Below are 24,342 nucleotides of genomic sequence, written 5' to 3'. Positions count from 1 at the left end.
CAGACAATGAAAAACACATCGTGCAAGAAGCTTGGCATGCAGGCCATCGCGGCGGCTGCCCTGATCGGCGCATTCGGCCATGCGGCGGCACAGGCCCAGGGTGAACCGTTCCGTATCGGGTTCATCACGGACATGTCCGGCGCCTATGCGGATACCGATGGCGCAGGCGGCCTGGAAGCCGTCAGAATGGCGGTGGAAGATGCGGGCGGCACGGTGCTCGGCAGGAAAATCGAAGTGCTGTCGGCAGACCACCAGAACAAGGCCGATACGGCGGCGGCCAAGGCGCGCGAGTGGATAGACCAGCAGGAGTTGAAGATGCTTGTTGGCGGCGTCAATTCGGCGGCGGGCCTGGCGATGAACAAGGTGATCGCCGACAAGAAGCGTGTCTATTTCAACATCGGTGCGGCGACCGCGCGGCTCACCAACGAGGAATGCACGCCGTATACCGTCCACTATGAATACGACACCGTCGCGCTGGCCAAGGGCACCGGTTCGGCGGTTGTTGCGCAGGGTGGAAAGAGCTGGTACTTCCTTGTCGCCGATTATGCGTTTGGCCACTCGCTGTTGAATGACACCAGCGCCGTCATCAAGTCCAGCGGTGGAACCGTGGTGGGCTCGGCCAAGCATCCGCCGAACGCGAACGACATGTCGGCGTTCCTGCTCCAGGCCCAGGCATCGAAAGCCCAGGTGCTCGGCCTGGCCAACGCGGGAACCGACACGATCAATTCGATCAAGGCCGCAGCCGATTTCGGGCTGACGAAGAACATGAAGATCGCCGGCCTGCTGATGACCATCAATGACATCCATGGCCTGGGACTGCCCGTGGCACAGGGATTACTGATGACTGACAGCTGGTACTGGGACAAGGACGAGGCATCGCGCAAATTTGCCAATCGCTTCTTCCAGAAGATGAAGAAGATGCCGAGCTCCCACCAGGCCGCGGACTATTCCGCGACCGCCAACTATCTGAAGGCCGTCCAGGCCGCGGGCACGGACGATGCCGACAAGGTCATGTCCGAACTGAAGAAGATGAAGCTGGATGATTTCTATGCCAAGGGAACGATACGGCAGGACGGACGCTATGTTCATGACATGTACCTGATGCAGGTGAAAGCCCCGGGTGAATCGGCGAAGCCCTGGGACTACCTGAAGACCGTCGCGACAATTCCCGGCGACCAGGCATTTACTCCACTTGCCGACAGCAAGTGCGTCCTGGTGAAGAAATAAATTCCCGGGTATTGCCTCGTAGCCCAGGTCATCTGGTTGATCGAACCGCCGCAGGGCAAGCATGGCCCGCTTTCACTCCATGGAGGCTGGTCTCATTTTTGTAGAACGGCTGTCGCGCTCGAATTACCGTGGCTGTCCGCAGATCAATGTGGCGGCGGAATTTGCGGAGCACAACCATCCGGCTCGGGGGCGCTCCCATATGCATGCGCCGCCTGAACGGCTTGCCGGCCTTGCCCGTCGCCTGGACGTGGCAAGGCCCGGCGCTCTTGCCGCCCAACTGGCCGTGCTGGTGAGCGGTGCATTCGTCAGTTAGGAGTTGCTTGCACCCGAAGAAGCAACAGAGACCCTGCTGAGCTCCGCTCGAGCGCTGGTTGCGGCAGCGCGTTCGACCCCGCAATAAATCGCCCCTAAGACAGTCCCTCAGGGATTCGGAGCATAGGGAGTCGCGGGAAGGGCTCGCTTGTGGGCTGTCACGCCGTACTGGCGCAGGATGATCTCGGCATCGCCGGCGGCGATCGCCTTGCCCTCGAGGAAATCGTCGATGGTTTCATAGCTCACCCCGAATGCATCCTCATCGGGTTTGAGCGGTGCCAGATTCTCGAGGTCGGCCGTGGGTACCTTGAACACCAGCGAGTCAGGCGCTCCCAACGCTGCGGCAAGTGCGCGTACCCGGCGCTTGTTGAGTCCGGTGAGGGGAGTCAGGTCTGCCGCCCCATCGCCATGCTTGGTGAAGAATCCCATCAGCGCCTCGGCGGCCTGGTCAGTGCCGATGACCAGCCCGCGCATGGCGCCCGCCACTGCGTATTGGGCGATCATGCGTTGCCGAGCCTTGATGTTGCCAAGAACAAAATCCTCCTGGGCGGCGCTTTGGAATGTTTGGCCAGAGGCCTTGATGGCGCTCAGCATGGCATCGCTGGCAGGCTTGATATCGACGGTCAGCACCTGGTCCGGTTTGATCACATCCAGCGAATGCTGTGCATCGTCCTCGTCGCGCTGCACACCGTATGGCAGGCGCATGGCAATGAAAGCCGCGTCCTGGCCCTGCTCACGTGCCTGGCGTACCGCGTGCTGCGCAAGAAGCCCGGCAGTCAGCGAATCGACCCCGCCGCTGATTCCCAGCACCAGCGTGCGCATGCCGCTGGCCTGCATTTTCTCGTGAAGGAAGGCAACTCGATCCTTAATTTCTTTTTGAACATCGAATTGCGGAGCAACATCCAGAGCAGCAATGATCTGCCGCTGCGCTTGCGTGTAGTCGGATTGAGCCATGCGAGTCCTCATCTTGATGGAGCGAGACTCCAGATGGTAATGGCGGCTCGCCGGCCAGACCTTGGCGTGGGTCTAAGTTTGTCAAGTTTGCGTTTGGCGGTGAGTCGGCTCAGGCAACGAAAGACCAGATGGCCGTATGGCCTGTTTGGTCTTCTTGCTTTCCATGCTGTTGCCGCACTTCGTCACGGCGCTCTCCGGGAGAGCATCGCAGGCATTGCAATGCTTCCGATAGACGAATTTCAGCCGCTTAACGCCTCGCTGACCAGTTCAGCCTGCTCCTTGCTGCTCATCCGTTCCCAAGTGGCGGCAGGTATGTTCATTGCCGCCTGGGTGCGTTCGCCGGCATCCAGCCAGGCATCGGCGATTGCATCTGCTTCGGTGGGCTGATTCTGGCCGGAACCTCCGGTGGAGGTGCTCCAGCTCCAGCCCGATTTTTTGGTCACGCTGTCAAAGGTGTATCCCAGTTCTTCGAGAAGCTGTTTTTTCTCGGCGTCGCCGGATGACACCCGGGTATTCTTGAAGCTGGAGCCACCCTTGGTTTTCTTGAACATGGTTTGGAGGGTCACTTCCCGGTTATTTGGTGCGGAAAACGATTCGCGCCTTGGTGAGGTCGTATGGGGTCATTTCCACGGTCACTTTGTCGCCAGGCAAGATCTTGATGTAGTTCTTGCGCATCTTTCCCGATATATGGCCCAGCACCATATGCCCATTTTCCAGTTCTACCCTGAATGTTGCACTTGGAAGGTTTTCAAGAACCTTTCCTTGCATCTGAATAACGTCGTCTTTTGCCATTGATTTCCTTAAGTGTATGGATTGCATGCCCGAGCCTGCATGATCCGGCTGCCTGGTGACGCAAATTGTTCCGGATCGTGCCGCTAACGAGAGTTTAGCAGGTGAGGGTGATTCTGCTTTAATCAATGATATGCGTACAGAACATATAGACGCATCCAGGCGACTTGCATTCAGGAATTCATGCGGTAAGAGATTCCATCAATGGGCGTTTAGAATGGGTAAAGCTGCAAGGCCGCCGGCGGAGGCGAGGCCTCCAGCGGCGGCCGATCACGGAACCTGCTTACGACATGAAGTTGATGGTGTTCTTGCCGGTCTGGGTCGGGTTCACATTGGACTTGATGCCGGAGGCGAAGGCGACGTTGTTGCCGTTATTGACCAGGGTGTTCTGCTCCTGACCGAGCAATTGGCCGGCGCCGAAGTTGAGTTCATGCCTGGAGAAGCTGGCCAGCGGGCCGACGAAGAGGGAAGGCATCTTGGCGTAGCCAGTACCGCCACGAACGGAAGTCATGGCGCGGGCGTCGAGTTCGGAAGTAAGGGACAGGTCTTTGATGGACAGTGCTTTCATGGCGATTCTCCTGAATGGTAAGGGTCGGTTGGGTCCAGCGTTTCAAGCGTTGTATTGCGCTTGAAAAGGGTATAGCAGGGGCTGTGCCAACGACGCGATGCCGGGCAGTGGGCGGGTAAGTCATTGATTTAGAATGAAAATTTCCCGGATTTCAGGAGGGGCGCAAACAGCGCGACATGCCGGGAAATGGATGGCGGTCACGGCCCAACACCGTTCAGTTGGATTGCAGTGAAATGTCGGAGTAAATGCGACGGTCTGCAAGGCGGGCAGGGCGCGCATGCCGAAACCGACGGTCTGCGGCCATGAACTCTGCTCCATTCGGCTCCGATGCACAAGGCAGTGGGCTCGTTCGATCTTCTCTCGCTGCTTGCCGTCAGGAGCCAGCCGCTCAAACAACGAGGCGCTCAGGTATTCAATCGCCCAGTTCACCATCTCGCCGTATAACCGCCGTCCACCGGATAAAAACCTCCGGTACAAAACGATGCCTTGTCCGACAGCAGAAAAATAGCCATGTTGGCAACCTCTTCTCGCGTCGCGAGACGCCCCATCGGATGCGATTGCGCCATGAAATCAAGTGCTTCTTCAGGCATTTCCTTCATTCTCGACTTGAGTGCGCTGCCGGAGTTTCGCCCAAGCTTTTCAAGGAAGCGGAGACTATGCCAAGATCGGCCAGCGCGATGCGCCTGATGCCAACCCGGATTACGAACCGTGTTCTCTCGATTTCGCCACTTCCAACCCATGCCATGTCCAAGATCGTTTTCGAAACCGAGCGCCTGATCTGTCGGCGCATCGAACCTGAGGACCTGGAACCCATGCTGGCGATCTACGGCGACGCGGAGGCCATGCGCTGGGTCGGAGACGGCCAGCCGATTACCAGGGAACAATGCGTGAAATGGCTCGAGGTTACCAACAACAACTATCGCGTCCGCGGCTACGGAATGTTTGCGCTCGTGGAGCGCGGCTCGCGAAGCGTCATAGGCTTCTGTGGCCTGGTGCATCCTGGCGGCCAGGAGGAAGCGGAAATTAAGTACGCGCTAGCGCGCCGCTACTGGGGCCTGGGTCTCGCCACCGAGGCAGCCGCTGCCATGCTTGAGCATGCATCCGCGGTACTCGGTTTGCGCCATGTCATTGCAACCACCGCGCCGGAGAACCTGGCTTCGCATAAGGTTCTGCTAAAGGCAGGGATGGTGCGCGAAGAACTCCGTCTGGAAGACGATGGCAAGCACACGCAACTCTTCGGCTGGCATGACCGCCAGGGCGAAAATGCCGGCTGATAATGCCGGCTGTCCACCGCTGGTGCCATCTGTCCCAATGTGTGCATACGCGCCGGCCTGCCTTTTCACTTCAGGCTCTGCAGCGCCTGGGCCAGTTCAGGATAACGGAACTCGAATCCTTCACGCCGCAGCCGGCCCGGGAAGACACGCTGACCCTCCAGCAGCAAGTCTGCCTGTTCGCCCAGCATCAGGCGCACCGGCCCGCCCGGCGTCGGCAGGAAGCACGGACGCCTCCAGATGCGCGCCGCCGTTTCGCTGAATGTCTTTTGGCTGACGCATTCCGGCGCGGTGAAATTGGAAACGCCAATGTGTTCCGACGTCTGCCCGCCAGGGGCCGCATCCATTCCTGGATGTTTCCATAGATGGGCGATTCCGCCCAGGACGTCCTCCACGTGTATCCAGGACAGCCATTGCCGGCCGCTGCCAAGCCGGCCGCCGATACCCAAGAGAATCGGCATCAGCATCATCGGCAGCGCTCCCTGCCGTCCGAGGACCAGCCCGAAGCGCATGCATTCGACCCGTACTCCATGCGCGGCGGCAGCCTTCGCGGCATCTTCCCATTCCCGGCACAAGTCGGACATGAACATGGGTTGCGAAGCCGCGGTTTCATCCAGCACCGTCTGGTCGCCGATGTCCTGTATGCCGTAGTAGCCGATGGCAGACCCCGACAGCAGCAGTGCCGGCTTGTGCGTTGCCTCCGCGACCCAGTCGACGACACTCTGCGTCACGCCGATTCGGCTTCGACGCAATTCCTTCTTGCGCTTGTCAGTCCATCGCGAGCCGAGGATCCTGGCACCGGCCAGATTGATGATGACGTCGACCCGGCAGGAGGCAGGCAGATCGGCCATGGATTCAATGCAGCGTACCTTGCCGTCAAACATCCACGCTGCCTGCTTCGGACGCCGCGTGAGAACCGTAAGCTGATGGCCGTCCTTGAGCAGGGCGCGCACCAGGTGCTGCCCGATGAATCCGGTTGCGCCGGTCACCAATACCGACTGTGCGGTGTCGCAAAAGGATATCGGCGATACGCTGTGCATGTCCTTTTCAATCCGCTTGAGGCGGAACGCGGCAGCGGCATCCCGCAGGCCGGACAATGCCACTCCTACTCCGGCGGCGACTTGCGCGAGGAAAGCACCCGTCGTGCCGGTGTAATGCAGCGGTCTGCCGGGGAGCGGGTTCCGGTCGAAGCGTCGTCTGATGTCTGGATGCAGCAGCTTCCATTCCGGACCGAGCGTCTTCTTGAATAATTCCCCTTCCGAAGGATGAGGTCCTTGTGCGCAGCGGCTTGCGTTCATGTGGTGCCCCTAATGGTTTACGAGTCAATGAGACAACGGGTCAATGCCGTTCGGCGCGGAAAGACCGATGTGCGGCGTCATGCCGGTGCAGCCAAAAAAGCGGCGGTAGCATGGCGATCAGCGCGATGCTGTCGATCCAGACATGAATCCAGCAGCCGGCCCGCAGGGATACCAGCATGTCCTGAGGAGCCCAGATCGCAAGGCCGGCGATCAGCCACAACCAGATGCGCGCATCGCTGCGGCGGGCTGCCAGCCCGATTAGCGCCATCATCCATAGCGACATTGCCTGGATGGTCGGTCCGAACAGGGATATCCACCAGGTTTGCAGGTTTCTTGCTTCGCCGGGCGCCGCCGCCTGCCAGAATGCCGTCTCGATGCTGCGATGATAGCCTTCGAACAGCGCGGCATCCGCGACCCAAGGCAGCAGGGCGCCGACAATACAATGGAAAATCGCAACCGCGTATAGCCAGCGGATCAGGTAACGGCGTGTCCGGTAACGTGTCATGTTGCCTCCCTGTAGGCTTGCTGAATATTCGAGCCGGGTGCCGCGTTACTTAAGGAACGGACTGCTGACGCTGCACACTCCGTCACGGCACTCAGGCGGCAGCCGATACCCGAGTCGAGAAGAAATCCAGTACCGGTGCCGTGCGAACCTGCGGTAGCAGGCAGCTAGAAGCGGACGTAGGACGCGTACCCGCAGCGGCCATACCAGCCATCCTCGGCCAACCAGCGTATAGGCGGCAAGCATGCTGTCGATGCCCACCAGCAGCCTGCCGTCGCCCGTGGTGCTGTGCAATTCCCGGTTCAGGGCTGCCAGATCCACGCCGAGAGGAGAAGGATCAAAATTTGGTTGCGAGATATCGACGAATGCCAGGTGGTCCGCCTGGTTCCAATGCATCAGCCGGCGCATTTCCGATGCGCAGAACGGGCAGCGGCCGTCAAAATACAGGGTCAATGCAGGTAGCTTCGTCATGATGGTTCCTTGTCATTCGGACCGAGCAGTCGGGCAACCTGGCCGCCCATTTTCAGGAAGCGCTGCAGCGTTTGGGGCGACAGATTCTGGTAGTCGTGATAAGTCGTGCTCAGCATTTCGAGAAAATCCAGCACGGTCTGCATACGCTTGAGAACGGCAGCATCGATCTGCGGATCCTGGGTGCCTTCGATCGCACATTCCCTCAGCACGGTCAATGTCGGATCGATCTCCCGACGCTTGCGCTCTTCGATAATGACCCGGAAGATTTCCCAGACATCCTGAAGGGCGACGAAATGATCCCGCCGGTCGCCAAGGACATGAGTGGCCTTGACGAGTTTCCAGCTTTGCAGTTCTTTCAGGCTGTTGCTGACGTTGGAACGTGCCACGCCCAATGTCTCGACGATGTCATCGGCAGTCAGGGGTTTTTCGGAAAGGTACAGAAGGGCATGAATCTGGGCCACGGTGCGGTTGACGCCCCAGCGTGTACCCATCTCTCCCCAGTGAAGAATGAATTTCTGCTCGGTGGCACTGGTCTTCATTGTTTTCCTTTATTTCTGTATTTACTGAAATTAAAGAACATACAGAAAAGAAAGTCAACCGAGATTTCGCGGAATGCATGCGGACTGAACATCAAAACCGACTTTGTCTGCCAGCTTCGCCAATGCCGTAGCTGGCTTCGCCAATGCCGTAGCTGATGAGTTGGCACAAGATCGAAGGCAATTGCGTGCAATACGATAAATTCACTGCACTCTTTCGTGCATTCGCGGGGCAGGAAGCCGACAAGGCGCTTGATGAAGCCAGTGGAGATTTCGATGAGCCAGAACGATGACAATGCATTTGCCATGCGACTTGAATCCCATTTCGGCGACCGGGTCGTCCGCTGTTTCAGCAAGCGGCCCAACAGCATTCATGCAATGCTGACGAAAACCGTCGCGCGCCGAGGCGAGGCAGAAGCGCTGGTCTGCGGCGCAGTGCGCCTGTCGTGGCGAGAGTTGCATGACGCCGCGCTGCGCGTCGGCGCAAGCCTGGCGGCAAGAAGAATCGGCAAAGGGGATCGCGTGGTGCTGTTGCTCGGCAACAGGAGTGAATTCGTGATTGCTGCGCTCGGCGTCATTGCAATTGGCGCGGTGATCGTACCGGTCAGCACCCGGGAAAAGACGCCGGGCCTGACCTATCTGTTTAATAACTGCGGCGCGTGCGCGGTCATTCACGATGGCGCACTGGCAGAATTGCTGCCTCCCGTCACGCATGCGCCGACGGTGCGGCACCGCTTCACCGCAGATCCCTGCACGGGCTCGGAAGACTTCTCCATCTTGCTTCAAGCCGAACCATTGCGCGAGCCGGCGGCAATGGAGGAAGAGGACGTGGCCGCTATCCTTTACACCTCAGGCACGACCGGCAAGCCGAAGGGCGCCATGCTCACGCACCTGAACATTGTCCATTCGGTCATGCATTACGAGTTGGTGCTGGGTCTCGATGAACGGGACCGGCTTGCAGTGGTGGTGCCGCTCAGCCATGTCACCGGCCTGGTGGCACTGATGCTGGCAACGGTGCGCTGCGGCGGCGCACTGATTGTAATGCCGGAATTCAGGGCAACCGATTTTCTGCGGCTGGCCGAATCCGAGCGCATGACCGCCACCATCATGGTGCCGGCAATGTACAACCTGTGCCTGATGCAGAACGACATCGGCAAGTACGACCTTGCCGCATGGAGAATCGGCGGCTACGGCGGCGCGCCGATGCCGCTTGCATCGATACACTCCATGGCGGAGCGGTTTCCGCGGCTGACCCTGATCAATGCCTATGGCGCAACCGAGACCGCGTCGCCGGCTACCATGACCCTGCCCGGCGATGCGGGAATGCGTGGGGAAAGCGTCGGACGGGCCGTGCCGTGCGGCGATGTCCTGATCGTCGATGAGGCCGGGCGCGAACTGCCTTGCGGGGAAGCGGGCGAGGTCTGGCTGCGCGGGCCGATGGTGGTGAAAGGCTACTGGGAAAATCCCGCCGCGACCGCGGCAAGTTTCACCGGCGGCTACTGGCACAGCGGCGACATCGGCAGCCTGGATGAAGACGGCTACCTTTCCGTATTCGACCGCCGCAAGGACATGCTCAATCGCGGCGGCTACAAGATTTACAGCGTCGAAGTCGAGAATGTTCTGGTGGCGCATCCGGCAGTGATCGAGGCAGCGGTGGTCGGCAAGCCCTGTCCGGTGCTGGGTGAGCGCGTCCATGTGTTCGTATCCGCTGCCTCGCCCGTCACTGAACGGGAGCTGTCTGCATTTTGCGCGCAGCGGCTTGCGGATTACAAGGTGCCGGAAGGATTCACCATCCAGTCGGAACCCTTGCCGCGCAATCCCAATGGCAAGCTGCTCAAACGGGATTTGCGGGAAATGCTGTTGCGGGCTGGCGGTTAGGCTTTCGACAAGCCGTTCTAGTTCTTGGCGCGGGCCTCGGCAAGCGCAATGGTCAAGTGCTGGATCTTTGTCTTGAGCTGGTCGCGCTCGGCCGTCAGTTCGGCGACCTCCAGCTGCAGGCGGTGTATGGTCAGCTGCTCGGGCGTGGCGTTGTCCGGCAGCGGCGCAGGCGGCGCCGATTTCGGCGGGGCAGTCCTGGCTTCCCGAATCTGCCTCGCGGCCTTGCGCAATTCCTTCTTTCCTCCCGAGACCGCGGCGACCTGTTCCTCAACCGGCAGGGATGCAACCGTCGCCGCCGCATTGATCGAGATTACGCCGGTCTTCACCGCGCTGACCAGTTCGGGCGCGGCGGTCTTCTGTATTTTCTCGATCTGACCAAGCGTCGTGCTGCTTACCCGTGCCGCCCGCGCGATCGCTTCGCGTGTCAATGGCGGCGCGGCTTCGACAGGCTCCGCCGCGTTCGCCGTGGACTGAACGGCTTCCGAAGTTTCCTCCGCCTGCTTTTGCGCCTGCCGCGCGGACAGAATTTCCTTCCTGCGCAGGGCAAGGACCCCGCGCTGGAAATCCGACACGCTGCGGCGCCCGAGGTGATTGTCGATCATCCAGAGGTGCACGTCTTCCATGCTCCTGAAGTTGGTGTTCTGCGCGGTCGTGAAGGGAATGCCATGCTTCTGGCAGATGCCATGGCGGTTGTGTCCGTCGACCAGCAGATCGCCCCACAGCACTAGCGCATCGCGACATCCCTCCGCCAGCAAGCTGCTCTCCAGTGCGGCATATTCGTCTTCGGTCAGCGGATCGATATAGGCTCGCAGTTCTTCACTGATCTTGATGGTCATGGTTCGCGGTCAATTCGAGACAAAACAAATTCGCGGTAGTGTACACACATGCGCGCTGCCTGGCGTCGCCTGCAGGAAATGCCGGTATGGCAGCGTGCCAGGGTGCAATGGCGGGGGCTTGGCGGATTCATACCGAGGTCATATTGCCTTCCTAAGATGAGCGCTCGTCCATCACCGGAGCAGCCATGAATGCATCTTCATCACGTCGACGTTTCCTGACCGGCACCGCGGCACTGGCCGGCACCTCCGCACTGACATCCACGCTTCCCCTGATCGCCCATGCCGCTTCAACCGGCGCGCCGATGGTAGTCCCAAGCGCGAAGGAACGGCCAGGCATGCCTTCCGGCATACAGATCGGTGACGTAAGCGATGGCCGGGCCATCGTCTGGGGACGCAGCGACCGCCTCGCGCGCATGGTTGTCGAATACGATACAAGCGACAGTTTCCGCAACGCACGCCGTTTGATGGGCCCGTTTGCAACCGAAGAGTCTGACTTCACCAGCCGCGTCGACCTGTCCGGCTTGCCGGCCGGGCAGACGGTATTCCTGCGCGTCAGCTATGTGGATCCCCATCATCACAAGATTGCGAGCGAAACGCAGCTCGGGCAATTTCGCACCGCGCCGCTGCTGCACGGCGGGCGGCCGCTGCGTTTTCACTGGAGCGGCGACAATGCCGGTCAGGGCTGGGGCATCAACCCGGAATTCGGTGGCATGAAAATCTATGACGCCATGCGCAGGCGCAATCCGGATTTCTTCATCCACAGCGGCGATACCGTCTATGCCGATGGCCCGATCCTCCCTGAAGTCACTGCCGAGAACGGACGCGTCTGGAAAAACATCGTCACCGAAGAGGTGAGCAAGGTTGCTGAAACGCTGAAGGAATTTCGCGGCCGCCATGCCTACAACCTGATGGACGTCCACTGCCGCAATTTCAGCGCAGAAGTGCCGCAAATCTGGCAGTGGGACGATCATGAAGTCACCAACAACTATAGTTCCGCCAAGGACCTGAGCACGGATGCGCGCTATCAGGTCAAGGATGTCGGTTTGCTGACAGCGAGGGGACAGCGGGCGTTTCTCGAGTATGCGCCGATGCGCTTTTACAAGCAGAAGGAGGCATCGCGCCTTTATCGCAAGATTTCCTACGGGCCGCTGCTGGACGTGTTCGTGATCGACATGCGCAGCTATCGCGGGCCGAATACCGCCAACCGCCAGCTGACGGAGAGCGATGCAACCGCCTTCCTCGGCAACCAACAACTGGACTGGCTCGTGTCGGAACTGCTCGCCTCGGGCGCGACCTGGAAAGTCATCGCCGCCGACATGCCTATCGGCTTGCATGTGCCGGACGGCAAGGATGCCCAGGGCAACGACCGCTGGGAGGCGATCGGCAACGGGGACGACGGCGCGGCCTCGGGGCGCGAACTGGAAATCGCACGGCTCCTCAAGAGCATCCGTACGGTCAGGAACGTGGTGTGGCTTACCGCGGATGTGCATTACTGCGCCGCGCATTACTACGACCCGGCCAATGCAAAATTCAGCGATTTCACCGGTTTCTGGGAATTCGTCGCGGGGCCGATGAATGCCGGTTCCTTCGGTCCGAACAAACTCGACATGACATTCGGCCCCAGCGTCGTCTATCAGCAAGGGCCGACGGTACAGGCCGCATCGCCGTTCGCGGGCTTCCAGTTCTTCGGCGAAGTGAATATCGATCCGCAGACCAGGACGTTCTCGGTCGACCTGATCAATCTCGATGGCGTGTCGCAGTTCAGAAAAACGCTGGAGCCGCAGCAGGGCTGAGGCGATTGCCGTGCGCGACCAGCGGTGAGCGGTGCGCTTTGCGCTCGATGCAGCCGCTATGTGCAGCCGCTAGTCGCGCCGCCCGCCTTGTTCGGCCAGGGATTGCACATCATTGCCGCCGGTCCGGGCCGCAGCTTGTTGAATCGCACCGGGCGGAACGCCCATGAAACGCTTGAACGCCCGGCTGAACGCGGCCTCCGACTGATAACCGAGGCGGCCGGCCAAACTTGCGAGGCCTTCGCTGCGTTCCCTCAACTGGGACGCCGCAAGGTTCATCCTCCATTGGGCGACGTAGTGCATCGCCGGCACGCCGACGAGCGCCTTGAAGCGGGCCGCGAACGCCGAGCGCGACATCGAGGCTTCCTCCGCCAGCGATGCCAGGGTCCAGGCCCGCGCAGGATCGCGATGAACCAGAGTCAGCGCCCGCCCGATCTGCCTGTCCTGGAGTGCGCCCAGCCATCCGGTCCGGGCATCGGGGTCCCGTTCGATCCAGGAACGGATCGCCTGGATCACGAGAATGTCCGCCAGCCGGGTCACGATGGTTTCTCCCCCTGGCCGCATTGCCGCGGCTTCGGCTGCCATGAGCCGCAGCACACTCCGGATTCCATCCTCGTCGGGCGAATTCGATGCGCTGACCACAATCAGGTCCGGCAGGAGCATCAGGAGCCGATGCGCTGCCGGATGATCGAAGCGGACCGCGCCGCAGATGAGCGTCATCGCGGTGCCGCCACCGCCATGCCGCAGGATCTCATAGCGGTCGCTAAGGTTTTCGCGATGCAAGTCGAAGAGGCGTGCCGGTACCGCGCCGATCTCGCTCAGCAAGACGTGGCCCGCGCCATGAGGCACGAGCGCCAGGCTGCCTGGCTGCAGGCGGCAGCGCCTGGTTCCCGCCTCCAGCCAGAAACTGCCGGAGGTCACGAAGTGAAACATCAGGCAATCCTTCATTGGCGGCATATTCAACCCCCAGGGTGCGCTTAATTCCGACCTGCAGTAGAACGTGCCGCTCATGCGCAGGAAATGCAGCGCCTCGCCGAGCGGATCAATGTTGTTCCAGGCGTCTTCAGGATTCATTACCGGCTCCTTGCCGTCGCTCGAGGTGTCAATTCTCGAAATAGCTGGACGAATGATCAAGAGTTCGCGACTCTTGATCATTGATCATCCTAATGCAAAGTCCCACACTTGGCACCATCAATCCGATAAAGGAGAAACCTCATGGATACCAAGGCAAGGAAGGTGCTGGTCGTTGGCGCAACGGGTGGTTCGGGAGTCGCCGTGGTCGAACAACTGTTATCGCAGGGACATGAAGTCACGGCCTTTGCGAGGCATGCCGAGCGGCTGCAGGCGCGTTTCCCCGAACTCAAGATTATCAATGGAAACGCGATGAACCCGACGGAAGTGGAGTCGGCCGTGCAGGGCCAGGACGCAGTGATCGTGACCCTCGGGATCAGTGAAAATCCGGTGCAGGTCAGGTTGTTCGGGAGCTCGCATACACCTCTCGACGTGCGTTCAGCTGGAACCCGAAACGTCATCGCGGCGATGCGGAAGCACCAGGTACGCAAGCTGGTGGTTCTCTCCAGTTATGGCGTGGGGGAGTCGAGGAACAAGCTGCCGCTTGCAACGAAATTGATGTTTGCGTTGCTGCTGAAACCCCAGATCGCCGACACCGAGAAACAGGAAAGCCTTATTCGGACAAGCGGGCTGGACTGGGTGATCGCGCAGCCGGTCCATCTCACGAATGGATACGCTCACGGACAGCTGTTTCTCTCGCCTGCCGGGAAAGTGCGGCGGATGAAGATCAGCCGCGGGCAGGTCGCGCGCTTCCTCGCAGAGGCTGCCGGCATCAACACCTATGTCGGCAGATCGGTTGCGCTTTCCACGACATAAGGTGGCGGTAAAGGCGGTATTGGCGGTCGCGGACAGGTCGTGGTAAGCGGCAAGAGGCAATCGAACGATCGGTCATGGGAAAAGCGGATTCAACCGCATTATCACCTCATGACGCGCGGTCTCAGAAAAACGCCCAGTACGCCACCGAGGCTGCAAAAGTCAGCAGCAGGATATTGGCGATAACATTTTCTCCATCCATATCGTTCACCTCATCTAATGCAATGATTTGAACTACATGACATCCTTAAGTTTGAACAACAGCAGCCTCGCAGCGATTGCATCAAGCAGGTAAGCAAATGTGACCGCAACTTACCTGGGGCCGGAGGTGATTGGTGTCTGTGCTGCTCCACGCACGAACATACGAGCGGAGCACTGGCAAGGAGAGTGTTCTGCGACCCGCGCCTTTTATCGGAACAGCAAGTCAATGCGTACGCCGGATCGGCGTTGATTCGGATGGATGCGTTTCGGCATCAACATGGAAATCCTCCATCGCCATTCTCAGCTGCGACAGCTTGTACGGTTTTGGGAGAAGCGCAAAGCGGAAATCGGTCTTGTCGGCGACGAGATAAGCGTTGCCCGAGGCAAATACAACATGTATCCACGGGTGCATCTCGGTCGCGATCTGGGCTAGTTCAATGCCGGACATGCCCGGCAGGTGTATATCAGCCACCAGGCAGGAAAAGCTTTTTTGGCGAAGCAGGCCAAGGGCGTCTTCTGCAGTGGTGGCACTGTACACATCATAGCCAAGGGCGATGATCATGTCGCACACCAGGCGATTGGCGTCTTGGTCATCTTCGACTACGAGTACTGCGGAGAGGTGCTGCTTCATTGTGTTTGCTCAAATCGTGAGCACATGGCCCGTTAAACTGATGGACCGGTCCTGGGCCTCAGTATTCCCTTTCTTGACGCAACGCTAGTGGATGGTTTGACCTTGAACAGTTGCAATGGATTTTCAGATCCAGGTGGCAACTTTCTTGTGCCTTTCAATTGCTCTGGTCGCTCAAGAATGTCCACCTGGGGCGTATGCCCACTTGGCGGCAATGAATGACGGATAAATTCGGTAATGCCGGTTATAGAGCGTCGCAGGACAACACCGGCGGAGCTTGCTGTCCTGATGGAAAGGGTCGAACGTTCACAGGAGGTCACGCCTCGTGAACCAAATCAATCGAGGCGTGCGTCACGAGAACTTTATTTTGACTGTGGCCGCATGATCCCGATGCGATCGCCGTCGGTGATCACATGCACTGTCTCGCCAACCGTATGCGTAACATTCGGACGTTCGATGACGTATCTGCCTTCCGAACCGTCGTTGAATTGAACGGTCAGGGCCTGTGGTCCCCCGCTCGCTGTCGTCACGACTGCACTGTTGCCGGAACTGGTTCCGACGAGTGCCTGGTCGACCACGGCAACGGTTTCCACGGCCGTCACTTTTCCGGTTTTGACGCCGCTCTGGCTGGAGGCGGATGATGCGACGGATGACGACGGCGTGGGGGAAGATGAAGCGCAACCGGCCAGGACGGCAGTTCCAAGGGCGCCGATGGCGAATAGCTTGATGATTCCGAGTTTCATGAGATTTTCCTTTTTAGTCGGCCATTCAAGAATTGACGTTGGGCATTGCTAGATTGGCAAAGCAGAAGTGTGACTTCAAAGGGGTGGTTCAAGTTCAGTTGAATGAGTTCTCAGGAATGCTCATTCGGAGCGTGATTGTCCTCAGGCATTTGGGCGACGCCCGGCGGCGCTTCAATTCGCAGGGCCCGACTGCGTCGCGCCGACTCCATTGGTAAAGGGCAACCAGAATCGGCCCCAGTGAGAAACCGAGCCGCGTCATCAAATAATCCAGCCGGGGTGGAACGTGAGGCTGACGACATGTCCTGGATTCAAGCCAAATAGGCGCTGATGATATCGTCAATGGAAGCATCGGATTCGAGCCCGAGCGCAATGGCTCGCCCCGAGGTGAACCGGCTCGGCCAGCTTTCCACGACTCTCTGTATCGCCGCATCCTCTTTCCATTCAACCCAATCCGGAGAATGCGGCGGCAGCCGACGTGCAACTGCGTCGGCAATCTGACGCGGCGTTACCGTCAGTGCCGGCATATTCATCGCGCGAGTATGCTGAAGGGCATGGGCCTCGACATCAAGCAGCCTCAGCATGGCCGCAATGACTTTGTCGACCGATATGACTGCCAGCGGCGTGTCGGGACAGATCGGACAGCATACGCGCTTGCCGTCGAAAGGATCCCGGATCAGCGACGCAATGCGGTCGGACACGCTTGCACTGGGAGGGCCGGGATGCGTGAGCACAATGGGAAGCCGCAGCGAGCGGCCATCGAGGAAGCCGCGACGGGAGTAGTCATTGATGAGCTGCTCGCCGATCAGCTTGTGCGTGCCATACGAGGTTTGCGGATTCTGATGCACATGGTCGTCGACGATCGCAGGCAGGTCGCCGCCGAAGGTCGATACCGAACTGGCGAAGATGAACCGTGCCGTGCCATTTTGCAGGCGGCATGCTTCCAGCAAGCGTATGAAGGCATGGACATTGATATCCATGCCTCGTTCGAACGCAGTTTCCGCGTCAATGGTCAGTGCTGCGGCCAGATGAAACACGGCGTCGAAAGGTTGCTTGAAAAGCGAGGGAATCAGGCCCGGTGCAAGCATGTCGCCGCCGATGAATTCAACATTGGGCATGCCGCGAACGCCATCCGGCGCAATCGGCATCCGCAAGTCGCTGGCGACGATGCTCGCATCCGGCATGAAACCCGAAAGCGCCTGCACCAGGCGGGATCCGATGAAACCTGCGGCGCCAAGTACGAGAATTCTCATGATCGTGCTTTCAGATGAATAAATGGTGTATCGGGCGGCGCTGCCATTCCCTTGTCAGGCGGCTTCGGGATCATGGCCGCGCGCGCAGGCCTTCAAGCAGCGTGGCGACCATCTGATCCGCCAGGTATTCCCTGTTCTCCAGGCTGCTGTTCTTCTCCGGGCGGTACCAGATGAGGGACCACTGCAGGCCGCCCAGCATGGTCTTGACGGCGATCGATGTATTCACGTCGCCAACCGAGCCGTCGGCCTTTGCGATATCGGTCTGGTCCTTGAACAATTGCTCGAAGCGATCCCGGCTCTCAATCAATTCATCGAGTTCCTTGCGCTGGCCCGGAGTCAGTGCGCCGAAGCGGTGCAGTTGCACTCCTTGAACGACCACGCTCTCGAATGCGTGATGCTCGAAAAGCGCAAGCGCATGGGCGCGAAGCATGGCGCCGAGCACTGCCGCTCCGTCCCCCGCCGCCTGCCGCGCCGTCTCCCGCGCCGGCTGGACGGCGGCGAACAGCCTGGCCATGCCTTCGCGATGTATTCCGAAAAACAGGTCGGTCTTCGAAGCATAGTAATGATAGATCCTGCCCTTGGTTGCATTCATGCGGCGCGCCACATCATCGATGCTGGTTGCATGGAATCCCCGCTCCATGAAGCATTCCGCGGCGACGAGGAGAATCTCCTGAATGGGTGTAAGTTCGGTCGGCATGTTGCGGAACTCTGTCATGAAACGGTCGGGTTAATGGTGGCGGGGCTCAGATTCCGGCTGTCCCGGTCTGCATGTCCTTGTTCAGCTTCCGCGAATAAGACCGGGCATCGACTTCCAGCGTGTACCGGGCCGAGCCGACAAACTGGCGCGCCACCGCCTCGCCATGCGACTCGATTTCCTTCGCCATCACCGGCGCCGGCGGCAGCTTCGTTTCACACGCAAGTACGGACGCCAGCCAGCGTGCCTGCACCTCCACCAGGGGTATGGTCGGGCCGACCGGCTGCACCAGGCCGAGCAGGCACAGACCGGGAAGGGCAGGGGGAAGCATGCGGCGATACAGTTCCACCTTGCCGTCGTTGACCTCGAACAGCGAGCGGTCGAGGAAGGGAAAACTGGTCTTGTAGCCGGTGGCTTGAATAATGACGTCTACCGGTTCGCAGCTTCCGTCCTCGAACAGCACGCGGTCGCCCTGCAGCTTGCTGACATTCGGCTTGACCCGTATCCAGCCGTGCCCGCAGTAGGGAATGAACTCCTGGCTCAGCGTTGCATGTTCCCGCCAGATCTCGTGGCGTGGTCTTGGAATGCCGAAGCGGGCTTGGTCGCCGGTGACAAGATAAGCGAGCCGCTGGACAATGGACCGGGTCAGCCGCGTAGACAGGCGAAATTTGCGCGCAATGAAACCTGAAACCTGGTCGATCGGGTAGCCCATGAAGTACTTGGGCATGATCCAGGCGCTGCGGCGCGTGGAAACCAGTGTGCTGCGTGCCCCCTTGCACACGTCGACCGCAATGTCGACCGCGGAATTGCCGATGCCAATGACGAGCACATGCTTGTCCCGAAACGGCTCCGGCGTCTTGTAATGATGCGAATGCAACTGTTCGCCCCTGAAGTTGCCGTCGAATTCTACGGTGCGCGGATCCCAGAGGTGACCGTTGGCGACGATGACGGCACGATACGGCTTGCTGGAACCGTCATCGAGCGTAACGCGCCAGGCGCCATCCTCCGGCGCCACCCGCTCTACCCTGGTCTTGAATCGAATATGCTGTCGCACCCCGGCGTGCTCGGCGTAGCGCTCCAGGTATTCAAGCACTTCGAAATGGGAAAGGAAGTCGGGGTAGTGATCAGGAATCGGGAAGTCGGAGTAGCCGAGGTTCTTGCGGCTGGTATCGATGTGCAGGCTTCGATATGCCGACGACAGGCCGTTGTCGTTCTGGTAGCGCCACATACCGCCAATATTGGAACCGATTTCGTAGCAGTCGAAGGGCAGGCCCTTTTCCTTCAGCGCCTTGGCGGCGGCGACGCCGGAGGAACCGGCACCGATGATGCACACCGGCATTGCGGTCGGCCGTTGAACATTTTTCCAGTCCTTCCCGTGGTTTTCCATTCGTCTTCACCCGCCTTCCCTAGAGTAGCTGGTAGCTTCTGTCAAAAACATACTACTGGGTAGGTTGGAAAGCCGCAAGCTAAGTTTTAGCCGCAAGTGATTCATTCTTGCCGGTACTCAAGAATGATCAGGCTTGCGCTGAGGGGGAAGTCCAGTCTCTCCGCACGACTCGATTCGGCGGCATGCGCAAGCGGCGACATTGTGAATGAGGCATCATGGCAAACAGGAAATCGATAGAGGAGATACCCGGCATGAACACTGTGAAATTTGGCCGTACCGGCCTTGAAGTATCCCGCCTGTGCCTTGGATGCATGAGCTATGGAGAGCCGCAGCGCGGTACCCATCCGTGGACGCTGCCGGAGGAGCCGAGCAGGCCGCTCATCAAGAAGGCCCTTGACCTCGGCATTAATTTCTTCGACACCGCGAATGTTTACTCGGACGGTACCAGCGAAGAAATCCTCGGCCGCGCGCTCAGGGATTTTGCCTCCCGCGAAGATGTCGTGATTGCCACCAAGGTCCATGGCCGTATGCGCAAGGGACCTAACGGACAGGGCTTGTCGCGCAAGGCGATCATGGCGGAAATCGATGCAAGCCTGCGCCGGCTTGGCACCGACTATGTAGACCTGTACCAGATCCACCGCTGGGATTACGGCACGCCGATCGAGGAAACCCTGGAGGCGCTGCATGATGTCGTCAAGGCTGGCAAGGCTCGTTATGTCGGCGCCTCATCGATGTATTCGTGGCAGTTCGCGAAGGCATTGCACTTGGCGGAGAAGCATGGATGGACGCGCTTTGTCAGCATGCAGAACCACCTGAACCTGCTGTACCGTGAAGAGGAGCGGGAGATGCTGCCGCTGTGCGCCGATGAAGGCATCGCGGTCATTCCCTGGAGCCCGATGGCGCGGGGCCGGCTCACCCGCGACTGGGATGAGCGGAGCGCCCGCATGGAGTCAGACGAATTCGGCCGCAAGCTTTACGAGAAGACGGTCGAGCATGACCGCAAGGTGGTCGAGCGCGTCGCGGAAATTGCCGCGGCGCGCAACGTGCCGCGCGCGCAGGTTGCGCTGGCCTGGGTGCTGCAGAAATCTCCGGTCACGGCGCCCATCATCGGCGCAACCAAGATGGAGCACCTTGACGACGCGGTTGCGGCGCTGTCGCTGAAGCTGGATGCCGAGGAAATTCGCCGGCTCGAAGAGCCTTACGTACCGCATCCGGTCCAGGGATTCAGCTGATCAGGGCGGGGCCGAGCGACCGTCAAGGGCGCAGCCGCCATGCCGCACGGCTGCGCACCGTATCGGACCAATGCGCAATGCGGTTCAATGCATACCGATGGATCAATGGTCGGACATCGCAGCAACCATTGCCAAATCGGATGAACCTTTGCCGGCTTTTCCGTCGGAGGACTGATTGAAGAGCCCGCGCCCGATGGCAAATGCGGCGTCCAGGTGAGCCGCGGGATCCTGAAGCTGCGTAGCGAGGAGGAACCGCGATGTGACGACCCGCGCGCCGCAGTAGTCGAAGATTCCATGATCGATCTGGGTTTTCATTGCGTTGAAGTACCCGTGCCGTTCATACGTTCCCTCGTCGCCTCCGCCAATGCCTACGAGGTGAACATCGAGATGCCGAAGCTTTTTTACCAGGCCAGTATCCGGGTTGTAATCGTAAGCCCAGCCATTGGCGAAAACGCGATCGATCCAACCCTTGAGCAGTCCAGGCATTGACCACCAATAGATGGGATAGACCAGCACGAGCGCATCGGCACGATCGATGCGCGCTTGTTCTGCAGCGATGTCTTCAGGAACCGGACCAATCCTGTCGTGGACGGCATGATCTGCGGCATTGAATCGGGGGTCGAAAGACTCCGCGAAAAGGTCCGCGATTTCGAAGGTATCGGCCGGATTGGCTGCCTTGATACCTCTCGTGAGGCTTGCGGCGATGTGATGCGTGAATGACTCTGGTTTGGGATGAGCGACAACAACGAGCGCATGCATTTCAAGTTCTCCTATTTGCCGATTGCAAACGAAAGAGGTAGCCTATACTCTTCCAACGGGTTATATACTGATAGTATATACGTTTAGTAGGTTACGATTGGTATCTTGATATGTCAAGCGCAAAAGAGAGTCATACGGAGATCAAAACGGAGAGCAAGGCGGCATCCGTTCCACAGCCTCGCCGCCGTTTGTCGAGGGAAGAAAGGTATCGCCAGCTTGTGGACGCCGCATGGCGGATCGTTCGGGAAGAGGGAACCGATGCACTAACGCTCGGGCGTCTGGCCGAGCGTTCGGATATTGCAAAGCCCGTGGTTTACGACCATTTCGCTACGCGTTCGGCGTTACTGGCGGCCCTGTTCCAGGAATTCGATGCACGCCAGACAGTCATCATGGATGCAACGTTGCAAGCAAGCGAACCCACGTTGACTGGCAAGGCTGACGCAATTGCAGCGTCATATGTCGACTGCGTTCTTGTCCAGGGTAGGGAAATACCGGATGTCACTGCAGCATTGGCCGGTTCGCCCGAACTGGAAAAAATCAAGCGCGGCTGCCAGGTGATGTTCATGGAGAAATGCCGAGCGGCATTAACACCATTTGCCGGAGCCGGCACTATCGCTCCAGCCGGACTGTGGGCCATGCTAGGCGCGGCCGAGGCGCTGTCGCATGCTGCAGCAACGGGAGAGATTTCGGAAACGCAGGCAAAAAGTGAATTGTCTGAAACCATCGTGGCGATGGTGGCCCGAATGGCCAAGGCCGGTTCGGCGGCACAAGCCTGATCGAGCCGAGGCAAGCGGAGTTTTCCAAGCGCCGCTCGCCGCCGGCCCGCCTCAGGGGCGCGTGGCTCATGCCGGCAACAGCCATAGCGCGCCGCCGATGAGCGCAAGCGGATAGCTGACCCAAGCCAGCTTCATCGCCTTGCGAGGCGCGTATTGCAGCAGCAGGGTCAGCAGGATGGCCGCCGCTGTCAGCATGCCGCACCATAACACGGGCCCGATATAAGAACCGTGTGCGGCAATGCAGGCAACGAAGGACAGCGCGATTCCTGACCATCCCGCCAAGAGAAAAGACAGGCGCGTACGGTGGTCCTGCGCCTTTCCCCGGCCGTGAATGTCCGCATGATGGCGATCCATCGTGAGACTGATCGCGGCGAGTCCTCCGTATGCCAGCGCCGCGCCGGCTGCGATAACAAGGTTCATGCGCTTAACTCCGCGGCACGGGTCTCGGCATCCCTCGGAGCGGGTGCGCGCCGCTTCGTCGAAAGCATATTCTTCTTCTGCCCCACGACACGGGCGGCATAGGCGAGCATCAATCCCAATCCCATCGCTACAAGATCGAATGCGGCCACCGGGCGCAATCCCGGCGCGCCGAACAATGTCACGCCGAGGTGGAAATCCGTGGTCAGTGCGTTAATCAAGGGAATGCCACCCAACAGCAATCCTCCAGCGGCAAGCTGGATCTGCCACATGCGGCGCGTCGGACTGACTTGCGCGAGCAGCGCCGAGATGCCCCAGGCAGCAAAGAAGCAGCTTGCTTCTGCATCCGTGCGCGCTTCCAGCGTGAGCGGCAAAAGCCGATTGCCCCAAAAATAGGCGCCGAGAGCGATCGGCAGCCCAGCAATCGCCCCAATGTTGAGACTATCGACCAGCCGCACGCCGAAGCCTGGGCGCCCGCCGTTGGCCACTGCTTTTGCGGATTTCTGGCGTTCCTTTACCGCCCAGAGCAAGGCACCGGTGGCAACCATGGCGCAGCCGGCCAGACCGCAGAGGAAAAACAGAGCCCGAAGCAACGGATCGGCGAAATGCGCGAGATGCAAACCATAGAAGCCGCGGCGCGCTGCGGATGCGCGGCTGACTTCCTCGTCTGCGGAAATCAACGCCCCGGTGGCCGCATTGAATACCATCGACGGTTCCGTGTTCGACAGCTGTGTGCCGGAAGGACGGATGAAGTGGACAGTGGCGTTGGCGTCGCCCGGATGATTGATGAAGATGCGCGCCGGATCCACGCTCCACTTCCGGACGGCCTGTTCTACCATCGGCGCGATGTCGGCCATGGGCGCGGCCACCCTGGCCGGTTTGCCGCGTTCGTTATTGGGAAACACTTCCGCGAGAAGCGCCTTGTCGTCGCCGTTGTACAAGAGTTTTCCCGGCAGCGGCATGTACATGAACATCAGCGTTACCAATCCGGTATAGGTAATCATCAGGTGGAAGGGCAACGCTAGAACCGCGGTTGCATTATGCGCATCCAGCCAGGAGCGCTGGCCTTTCCGGGGGCGGAAGGTAAAGAAATCCTTGAAGATCCGTTTGTGCGTGATGACGCCGCTGATGATCGCCACCAGCATGAACATCGCACAGAAACCTACAATCCAGCGGCCCCAGATGGCCGGCATGTAATACAGGTCGAAATGCAGCCGATACAGGAATTCGCCCCCGCGCGTTTCGCGCGGCCTTTGTATTTCCGCGCCGGTCGCAGGGTCGAGCGCAATGGATTGCCTGCGGAATGCCGCGCGCCGCTCCGCCGGCGTCTGCCCTTTCACGGGGGGCATCGTCCAGTTGAGATTGAGGATGGGACTGCGCCCGTCCGGCAGGTCGATGATCCAGCGGGTCGCTCCAGGCGCACGCTCCTGGAGGATCCTTACGGCATGGGACGCGGCGGCAACACCCGGGGCGGGCGCCGCTGCTGAGGCATGCAACTCCGGTTTCATCCAGAACGTAATTTCATCACGGTAGTAGGAGGAGGTGCCCGCCATGAAAATGAGCAGCAGGACCCAGCACACGAGCAGCCCCGACCAGGTATGCAGCCAGGCGATCGACTGGCGAAATCCGTCTCTCATTGCACGCTCCGGGAAAACCATAACAGCATGCCTAGCAGGGCAGCGCTTGCCAGCACACCAGTCCATGCGTGCAATGCACTGCGCGCTGCGAATACCCACAGCACCGCGCATGCGTATATCGCGAACGACATCATGGTGGCCACGCTGGCAGCATCGGCACGCGGCATTGGCAAAACCGCGGCGAGCACGGCCGAAGCGAGCGCGGCGAGCAGATAGCCGCCACCGATGGCCGCGACGGCCCGCATCGCCACGCCGCAGCGGTAACGCGTTGCAACACCCGGTTGCTTCATGCCGAGATCCTC

At 59.8% G+C, this 24,342-nt stretch carries 30 protein-coding genes; 9 read left to right on the top strand and 21 right to left on the bottom strand.

All coding sequences use genetic code 11. From position 1 onward, the window contains the following. Positions 1-6 precede the first annotated feature (6 nt). Positions 7-1,227 (top strand): ABC transporter substrate-binding protein, encoded by a 1,221-nt coding sequence (locus RY831_RS19150; protein WP_437126292.1) that lies wholly within the window; start codon positions 7-9, stop codon positions 1,225-1,227. Between the two features lie 61 nt (positions 1,228-1,288). Continuing rightward, on the top strand, positions 1,289-1,540 hold the full coding sequence (locus RY831_RS19145; protein ID WP_326507986.1) for a hypothetical protein: 252 nt from the start codon (positions 1,289-1,291) through the stop codon (positions 1,538-1,540). Between the two features lie 107 nt (positions 1,541-1,647). Here RY831_RS19145 and nadE read toward each other — a convergent pair whose 3' ends face one another. The 6 genes from nadE to RY831_RS19115 form a co-directional block, all read right to left on the bottom strand. Then, positions 1,648-2,493, bottom strand: coding sequence for an NAD(+) synthase (gene nadE, locus RY831_RS19140; protein WP_326507985.1), 846 nt, complete (start codon positions 2,491-2,493; stop codon positions 1,648-1,650). A gap of 239 nt (positions 2,494-2,732) precedes the next feature. Further along, a complete protein-coding gene (locus RY831_RS19135) occupies positions 2,733-3,059 on the bottom strand; it encodes a hypothetical protein (protein ID WP_326507984.1) in 327 nt (108 codons plus the stop codon). A 7-nt stretch (positions 3,060-3,066) separates the two neighbouring features. Further along, positions 3,067-3,285, bottom strand: coding sequence for a translation initiation factor IF-1 (gene infA, locus RY831_RS19130; RefSeq protein WP_326507983.1), 219 nt, complete (start codon positions 3,283-3,285; stop codon positions 3,067-3,069). Between the two features lie 280 nt (positions 3,286-3,565). Next, positions 3,566-3,850, bottom strand: a complete 285-nt coding sequence (locus tag RY831_RS19125) for a hypothetical protein (protein WP_326507982.1) — start codon at positions 3,848-3,850, stop codon at positions 3,566-3,568. 120 nt (positions 3,851-3,970) lie between these two features. Further along, positions 3,971-4,282, bottom strand: a complete 312-nt coding sequence (locus RY831_RS19120) for a hypothetical protein (protein ID WP_326507981.1) — start codon at positions 4,280-4,282, stop codon at positions 3,971-3,973. After that, positions 4,276-4,590 (bottom strand): SDR family oxidoreductase, encoded by a 315-nt coding sequence (locus tag RY831_RS19115; protein WP_326507980.1) that lies wholly within the window; start codon positions 4,588-4,590, stop codon positions 4,276-4,278. Before RY831_RS19115 ends, RY831_RS19120 begins: the two co-directional genes overlap by 7 nt. Before the next feature lie 3 nt (positions 4,591-4,593). On the opposite strand from RY831_RS19115, the gene RY831_RS19110 reads away from it, so the two are divergent. Beyond that, on the top strand, positions 4,594-5,124 hold the full coding sequence (locus tag RY831_RS19110) for a GNAT family N-acetyltransferase (protein WP_326507979.1): 531 nt from the start codon (positions 4,594-4,596) through the stop codon (positions 5,122-5,124). A gap of 65 nt (positions 5,125-5,189) precedes the next feature. On the opposite strand, the gene RY831_RS19105 is transcribed toward RY831_RS19110, so the two are convergent. From RY831_RS19105 to RY831_RS19090, 4 genes are read right to left on the bottom strand one after another with little or no spacing between them, the layout of a single operon-like run. Next, positions 5,190-6,419, bottom strand: coding sequence for a TIGR01777 family oxidoreductase (locus tag RY831_RS19105; protein WP_326507978.1), 1,230 nt, complete (start codon positions 6,417-6,419; stop codon positions 5,190-5,192). 40 nt (positions 6,420-6,459) lie between these two features. After that, the gene (locus RY831_RS19100; RefSeq protein ID WP_326507977.1) at positions 6,460-6,924 is read right to left on the bottom strand and encodes a cell division protein; all 465 of its coding nucleotides are present in this window, start codon (positions 6,922-6,924) and stop codon (positions 6,460-6,462) included. 45 nt (positions 6,925-6,969) lie between these two features. Then, positions 6,970-7,392: a thiol-disulfide oxidoreductase DCC family protein gene (locus RY831_RS19095; RefSeq protein WP_326507976.1), complete on the bottom strand. Its 423-nt coding sequence runs from the start codon at positions 7,390-7,392 to the stop codon at positions 6,970-6,972. After that, positions 7,389-7,931, bottom strand: coding sequence for a GbsR/MarR family transcriptional regulator (locus RY831_RS19090; protein WP_326507975.1), 543 nt, complete (start codon positions 7,929-7,931; stop codon positions 7,389-7,391). Before RY831_RS19090 ends, RY831_RS19095 begins: the two co-directional genes overlap by 4 nt. A 155-nt stretch (positions 7,932-8,086) precedes the next feature. Between RY831_RS19090 and RY831_RS19085 the strand changes: the two genes are divergently transcribed. Together RY831_RS19085 and RY831_RS19080 are read left to right on the top strand one after the other, a co-directional pair. After that, positions 8,087-8,221 carry a hypothetical protein gene (locus RY831_RS19085; protein WP_326507974.1) on the top strand — a complete coding sequence of 45 codons (135 nt, stop codon included), beginning with the start codon at positions 8,087-8,089 and terminating at the stop codon, positions 8,219-8,221. After that, positions 8,205-9,806 carry a class I adenylate-forming enzyme family protein gene (locus RY831_RS19080; RefSeq protein WP_326507973.1) on the top strand — a complete coding sequence of 534 codons (1,602 nt, stop codon included), beginning with the start codon at positions 8,205-8,207 and terminating at the stop codon, positions 9,804-9,806. Before RY831_RS19085 ends, RY831_RS19080 begins: the two co-directional genes overlap by 17 nt. 17 nt (positions 9,807-9,823) lie before the next feature. On the opposite strand, the gene RY831_RS19075 is transcribed toward RY831_RS19080, so the two are convergent. Then, positions 9,824-10,642, bottom strand: a complete 819-nt coding sequence (locus RY831_RS19075; RefSeq protein ID WP_326507972.1) for a ParB N-terminal domain-containing protein — start codon at positions 10,640-10,642, stop codon at positions 9,824-9,826. A 185-nt stretch (positions 10,643-10,827) separates the two neighbouring features. Here RY831_RS19075 and RY831_RS19070 point away from each other — a divergent pair, with 185 nt between their 5' ends. Then, positions 10,828-12,435 (top strand): alkaline phosphatase D family protein, encoded by a 1,608-nt coding sequence (locus RY831_RS19070; RefSeq protein ID WP_326507971.1) that lies wholly within the window; start codon positions 10,828-10,830, stop codon positions 12,433-12,435. A gap of 69 nt (positions 12,436-12,504) precedes the next feature. Here RY831_RS19070 and RY831_RS19065 read toward each other — a convergent pair whose 3' ends face one another. Continuing rightward, complete coding sequence (locus tag RY831_RS19065) at positions 12,505-13,506, bottom strand: AraC family transcriptional regulator (protein WP_326507970.1); 1,002 nt, start codon at positions 13,504-13,506, stop codon at positions 12,505-12,507. Positions 13,507-13,647: 141 nt separating this feature from the next. Here RY831_RS19065 and RY831_RS19060 point away from each other — a divergent pair, with 141 nt between their 5' ends. Then, complete coding sequence (locus tag RY831_RS19060; RefSeq protein ID WP_326507969.1) at positions 13,648-14,319, top strand: NAD(P)-dependent oxidoreductase; 672 nt, start codon at positions 13,648-13,650, stop codon at positions 14,317-14,319. A gap of 421 nt (positions 14,320-14,740) precedes the next feature. Here RY831_RS19060 and RY831_RS19055 read toward each other — a convergent pair whose 3' ends face one another. From RY831_RS19055 to RY831_RS19035, 5 genes are all read right to left on the bottom strand, one after another. Further along, positions 14,741-15,148 (bottom strand): response regulator, encoded by a 408-nt coding sequence (locus RY831_RS19055; protein WP_326507968.1) that lies wholly within the window; start codon positions 15,146-15,148, stop codon positions 14,741-14,743. A 359-nt stretch (positions 15,149-15,507) separates the two neighbouring features. After that, positions 15,508-15,888 carry a hypothetical protein gene (locus RY831_RS19050; RefSeq protein WP_326507967.1) on the bottom strand — a complete coding sequence of 127 codons (381 nt, stop codon included), beginning with the start codon at positions 15,886-15,888 and terminating at the stop codon, positions 15,508-15,510. Positions 15,889-16,196: 308 nt separating this feature from the next. Beyond that, a complete protein-coding gene (locus RY831_RS19045; RefSeq protein ID WP_326507966.1) occupies positions 16,197-17,138 on the bottom strand; it encodes an NAD-dependent epimerase/dehydratase family protein in 942 nt (313 codons plus the stop codon). A 70-nt stretch (positions 17,139-17,208) separates the two neighbouring features. Next, on the bottom strand, positions 17,209-17,835 hold the full coding sequence (locus RY831_RS19040; protein WP_326507965.1) for a TetR/AcrR family transcriptional regulator: 627 nt from the start codon (positions 17,833-17,835) through the stop codon (positions 17,209-17,211). A gap of 46 nt (positions 17,836-17,881) precedes the next feature. Further along, a complete protein-coding gene (locus RY831_RS19035) occupies positions 17,882-19,219 on the bottom strand; it encodes a flavin-containing monooxygenase (protein WP_326507964.1) in 1,338 nt (445 codons plus the stop codon). Positions 19,220-19,470: 251 nt separating this feature from the next. On the opposite strand from RY831_RS19035, the gene RY831_RS19030 reads away from it, so the two are divergent. Beyond that, positions 19,471-20,451 carry an aldo/keto reductase gene (locus tag RY831_RS19030; RefSeq protein WP_326507963.1) on the top strand — a complete coding sequence of 327 codons (981 nt, stop codon included), beginning with the start codon at positions 19,471-19,473 and terminating at the stop codon, positions 20,449-20,451. Between the two features lie 102 nt (positions 20,452-20,553). Here the strand turns inward: RY831_RS19030 and RY831_RS19025 are convergent, their stop codons facing one another. Beyond that, on the bottom strand, positions 20,554-21,210 hold the full coding sequence (locus RY831_RS19025) for an NAD(P)H-dependent oxidoreductase (protein ID WP_326507962.1): 657 nt from the start codon (positions 21,208-21,210) through the stop codon (positions 20,554-20,556). 218 nt (positions 21,211-21,428) lie between these two features. Here RY831_RS19025 and RY831_RS19020 point away from each other — a divergent pair, with 218 nt between their 5' ends. Continuing rightward, entirely contained in the window at positions 21,429-21,986 is a 558-nt protein-coding gene (locus RY831_RS19020) for a TetR/AcrR family transcriptional regulator (protein ID WP_326507961.1), read from the top strand. Between the two features lie 66 nt (positions 21,987-22,052). Here the strand turns inward: RY831_RS19020 and RY831_RS19015 are convergent, their stop codons facing one another. From RY831_RS19015 to RY831_RS19005, 3 genes are read right to left on the bottom strand one after another with little or no spacing between them, the layout of a single operon-like run. Further along, a complete protein-coding gene (locus RY831_RS19015) occupies positions 22,053-22,406 on the bottom strand; it encodes a DUF3325 domain-containing protein (RefSeq protein ID WP_326507960.1) in 354 nt (117 codons plus the stop codon). After that, positions 22,403-24,040 (bottom strand): PepSY-associated TM helix domain-containing protein, encoded by a 1,638-nt coding sequence (locus RY831_RS19010; RefSeq protein WP_326507959.1) that lies wholly within the window; start codon positions 24,038-24,040, stop codon positions 22,403-22,405. The genes RY831_RS19015 and RY831_RS19010 overlap by 4 nt, the downstream gene beginning before the upstream one ends. Beyond that, positions 24,037-24,330: a DUF3649 domain-containing protein gene (locus RY831_RS19005; RefSeq protein ID WP_326507958.1), complete on the bottom strand. Its 294-nt coding sequence runs from the start codon at positions 24,328-24,330 to the stop codon at positions 24,037-24,039. The genes RY831_RS19010 and RY831_RS19005 overlap by 4 nt, the downstream gene beginning before the upstream one ends. Between the last annotated feature and the right edge of the window lie 12 nt (positions 24,331-24,342).

Origin of the sequence: Noviherbaspirillum album (assembly GCF_035916955.1) — a bacterium.
In the GTDB taxonomy this organism is placed as follows: domain Bacteria; phylum Pseudomonadota; class Gammaproteobacteria; order Burkholderiales; family Burkholderiaceae_D; genus Noviherbaspirillum; species Noviherbaspirillum album.
This window is presented reverse-complemented; position numbering and strand designations above follow the sequence as displayed.

Excerpts from the sequence above, each read along its gene's own strand:
- RY831_RS19150 (WP_437126292.1), top strand. The coding sequence starts at position 7 with ATGAAAAACACATCGTGCAAGAAGCTTGGCATGCAGGCCATCGCGGCG.
- RY831_RS19145 (WP_326507986.1), top strand. The coding sequence starts at position 1,289 with ATGGCCCGCTTTCACTCCATGGAGGCTGGTCTCATTTTTGTAGAACGG.
- nadE (WP_326507985.1), bottom strand. The coding sequence starts at position 2,493 with ATGGCTCAATCCGACTACACGCAAGCGCAGCGGCAGATCATTGCTGCT.
- infA (WP_326507983.1), bottom strand. The coding sequence starts at position 3,285 with ATGGCAAAAGACGACGTTATTCAGATGCAAGGAAAGGTTCTTGAAAAC.
- RY831_RS19125 (WP_326507982.1), bottom strand. The coding sequence starts at position 3,850 with ATGAAAGCACTGTCCATCAAAGACCTGTCCCTTACTTCCGAACTCGAC.
- RY831_RS19120 (WP_326507981.1), bottom strand. The coding sequence starts at position 4,282 with ATGGTGAACTGGGCGATTGAATACCTGAGCGCCTCGTTGTTTGAGCGG.
- RY831_RS19115 (WP_326507980.1), bottom strand. The coding sequence starts at position 4,590 with ATGGGTTGGAAGTGGCGAAATCGAGAGAACACGGTTCGTAATCCGGGT.
- RY831_RS19110 (WP_326507979.1), top strand. The coding sequence starts at position 4,594 with ATGTCCAAGATCGTTTTCGAAACCGAGCGCCTGATCTGTCGGCGCATC.
- RY831_RS19105 (WP_326507978.1), bottom strand. The coding sequence starts at position 6,419 with ATGAACGCAAGCCGCTGCGCACAAGGACCTCATCCTTCGGAAGGGGAA.
- RY831_RS19100 (WP_326507977.1), bottom strand. The coding sequence starts at position 6,924 with ATGACACGTTACCGGACACGCCGTTACCTGATCCGCTGGCTATACGCG.
- RY831_RS19095 (WP_326507976.1), bottom strand. The coding sequence starts at position 7,392 with ATGACGAAGCTACCTGCATTGACCCTGTATTTTGACGGCCGCTGCCCG.
- RY831_RS19090 (WP_326507975.1), bottom strand. The coding sequence starts at position 7,931 with ATGAAGACCAGTGCCACCGAGCAGAAATTCATTCTTCACTGGGGAGAG.
- RY831_RS19085 (WP_326507974.1), top strand. The coding sequence starts at position 8,087 with ATGAGTTGGCACAAGATCGAAGGCAATTGCGTGCAATACGATAAATTC.
- RY831_RS19080 (WP_326507973.1), top strand. The coding sequence starts at position 8,205 with ATGAGCCAGAACGATGACAATGCATTTGCCATGCGACTTGAATCCCAT.
- RY831_RS19075 (WP_326507972.1), bottom strand. The coding sequence starts at position 10,642 with ATGACCATCAAGATCAGTGAAGAACTGCGAGCCTATATCGATCCGCTG.
- RY831_RS19070 (WP_326507971.1), top strand. The coding sequence starts at position 10,828 with ATGAATGCATCTTCATCACGTCGACGTTTCCTGACCGGCACCGCGGCA.
- RY831_RS19065 (WP_326507970.1), bottom strand. The coding sequence starts at position 13,506 with ATGAATCCTGAAGACGCCTGGAACAACATTGATCCGCTCGGCGAGGCG.
- RY831_RS19060 (WP_326507969.1), top strand. The coding sequence starts at position 13,648 with ATGGATACCAAGGCAAGGAAGGTGCTGGTCGTTGGCGCAACGGGTGGT.
- RY831_RS19055 (WP_326507968.1), bottom strand. The coding sequence starts at position 15,148 with ATGAAGCAGCACCTCTCCGCAGTACTCGTAGTCGAAGATGACCAAGAC.
- RY831_RS19050 (WP_326507967.1), bottom strand. The coding sequence starts at position 15,888 with ATGAAACTCGGAATCATCAAGCTATTCGCCATCGGCGCCCTTGGAACT.
- RY831_RS19045 (WP_326507966.1), bottom strand. The coding sequence starts at position 17,138 with ATGAGAATTCTCGTACTTGGCGCCGCAGGTTTCATCGGATCCCGCCTG.
- RY831_RS19040 (WP_326507965.1), bottom strand. The coding sequence starts at position 17,835 with ATGCCGACCGAACTTACACCCATTCAGGAGATTCTCCTCGTCGCCGCG.
- RY831_RS19035 (WP_326507964.1), bottom strand. The coding sequence starts at position 19,219 with ATGGAAAACCACGGGAAGGACTGGAAAAATGTTCAACGGCCGACCGCA.
- RY831_RS19030 (WP_326507963.1), top strand. The coding sequence starts at position 19,471 with ATGAACACTGTGAAATTTGGCCGTACCGGCCTTGAAGTATCCCGCCTG.
- RY831_RS19025 (WP_326507962.1), bottom strand. The coding sequence starts at position 21,210 with ATGCATGCGCTCGTTGTTGTCGCTCATCCCAAACCAGAGTCATTCACG.
- RY831_RS19015 (WP_326507960.1), bottom strand. The coding sequence starts at position 22,406 with ATGAACCTTGTTATCGCAGCCGGCGCGGCGCTGGCATACGGAGGACTC.
- RY831_RS19010 (WP_326507959.1), bottom strand. The coding sequence starts at position 24,040 with ATGAGAGACGGATTTCGCCAGTCGATCGCCTGGCTGCATACCTGGTCG.
- RY831_RS19005 (WP_326507958.1), bottom strand. The coding sequence starts at position 24,330 with ATGAAGCAACCGGGTGTTGCAACGCGTTACCGCTGCGGCGTGGCGATG.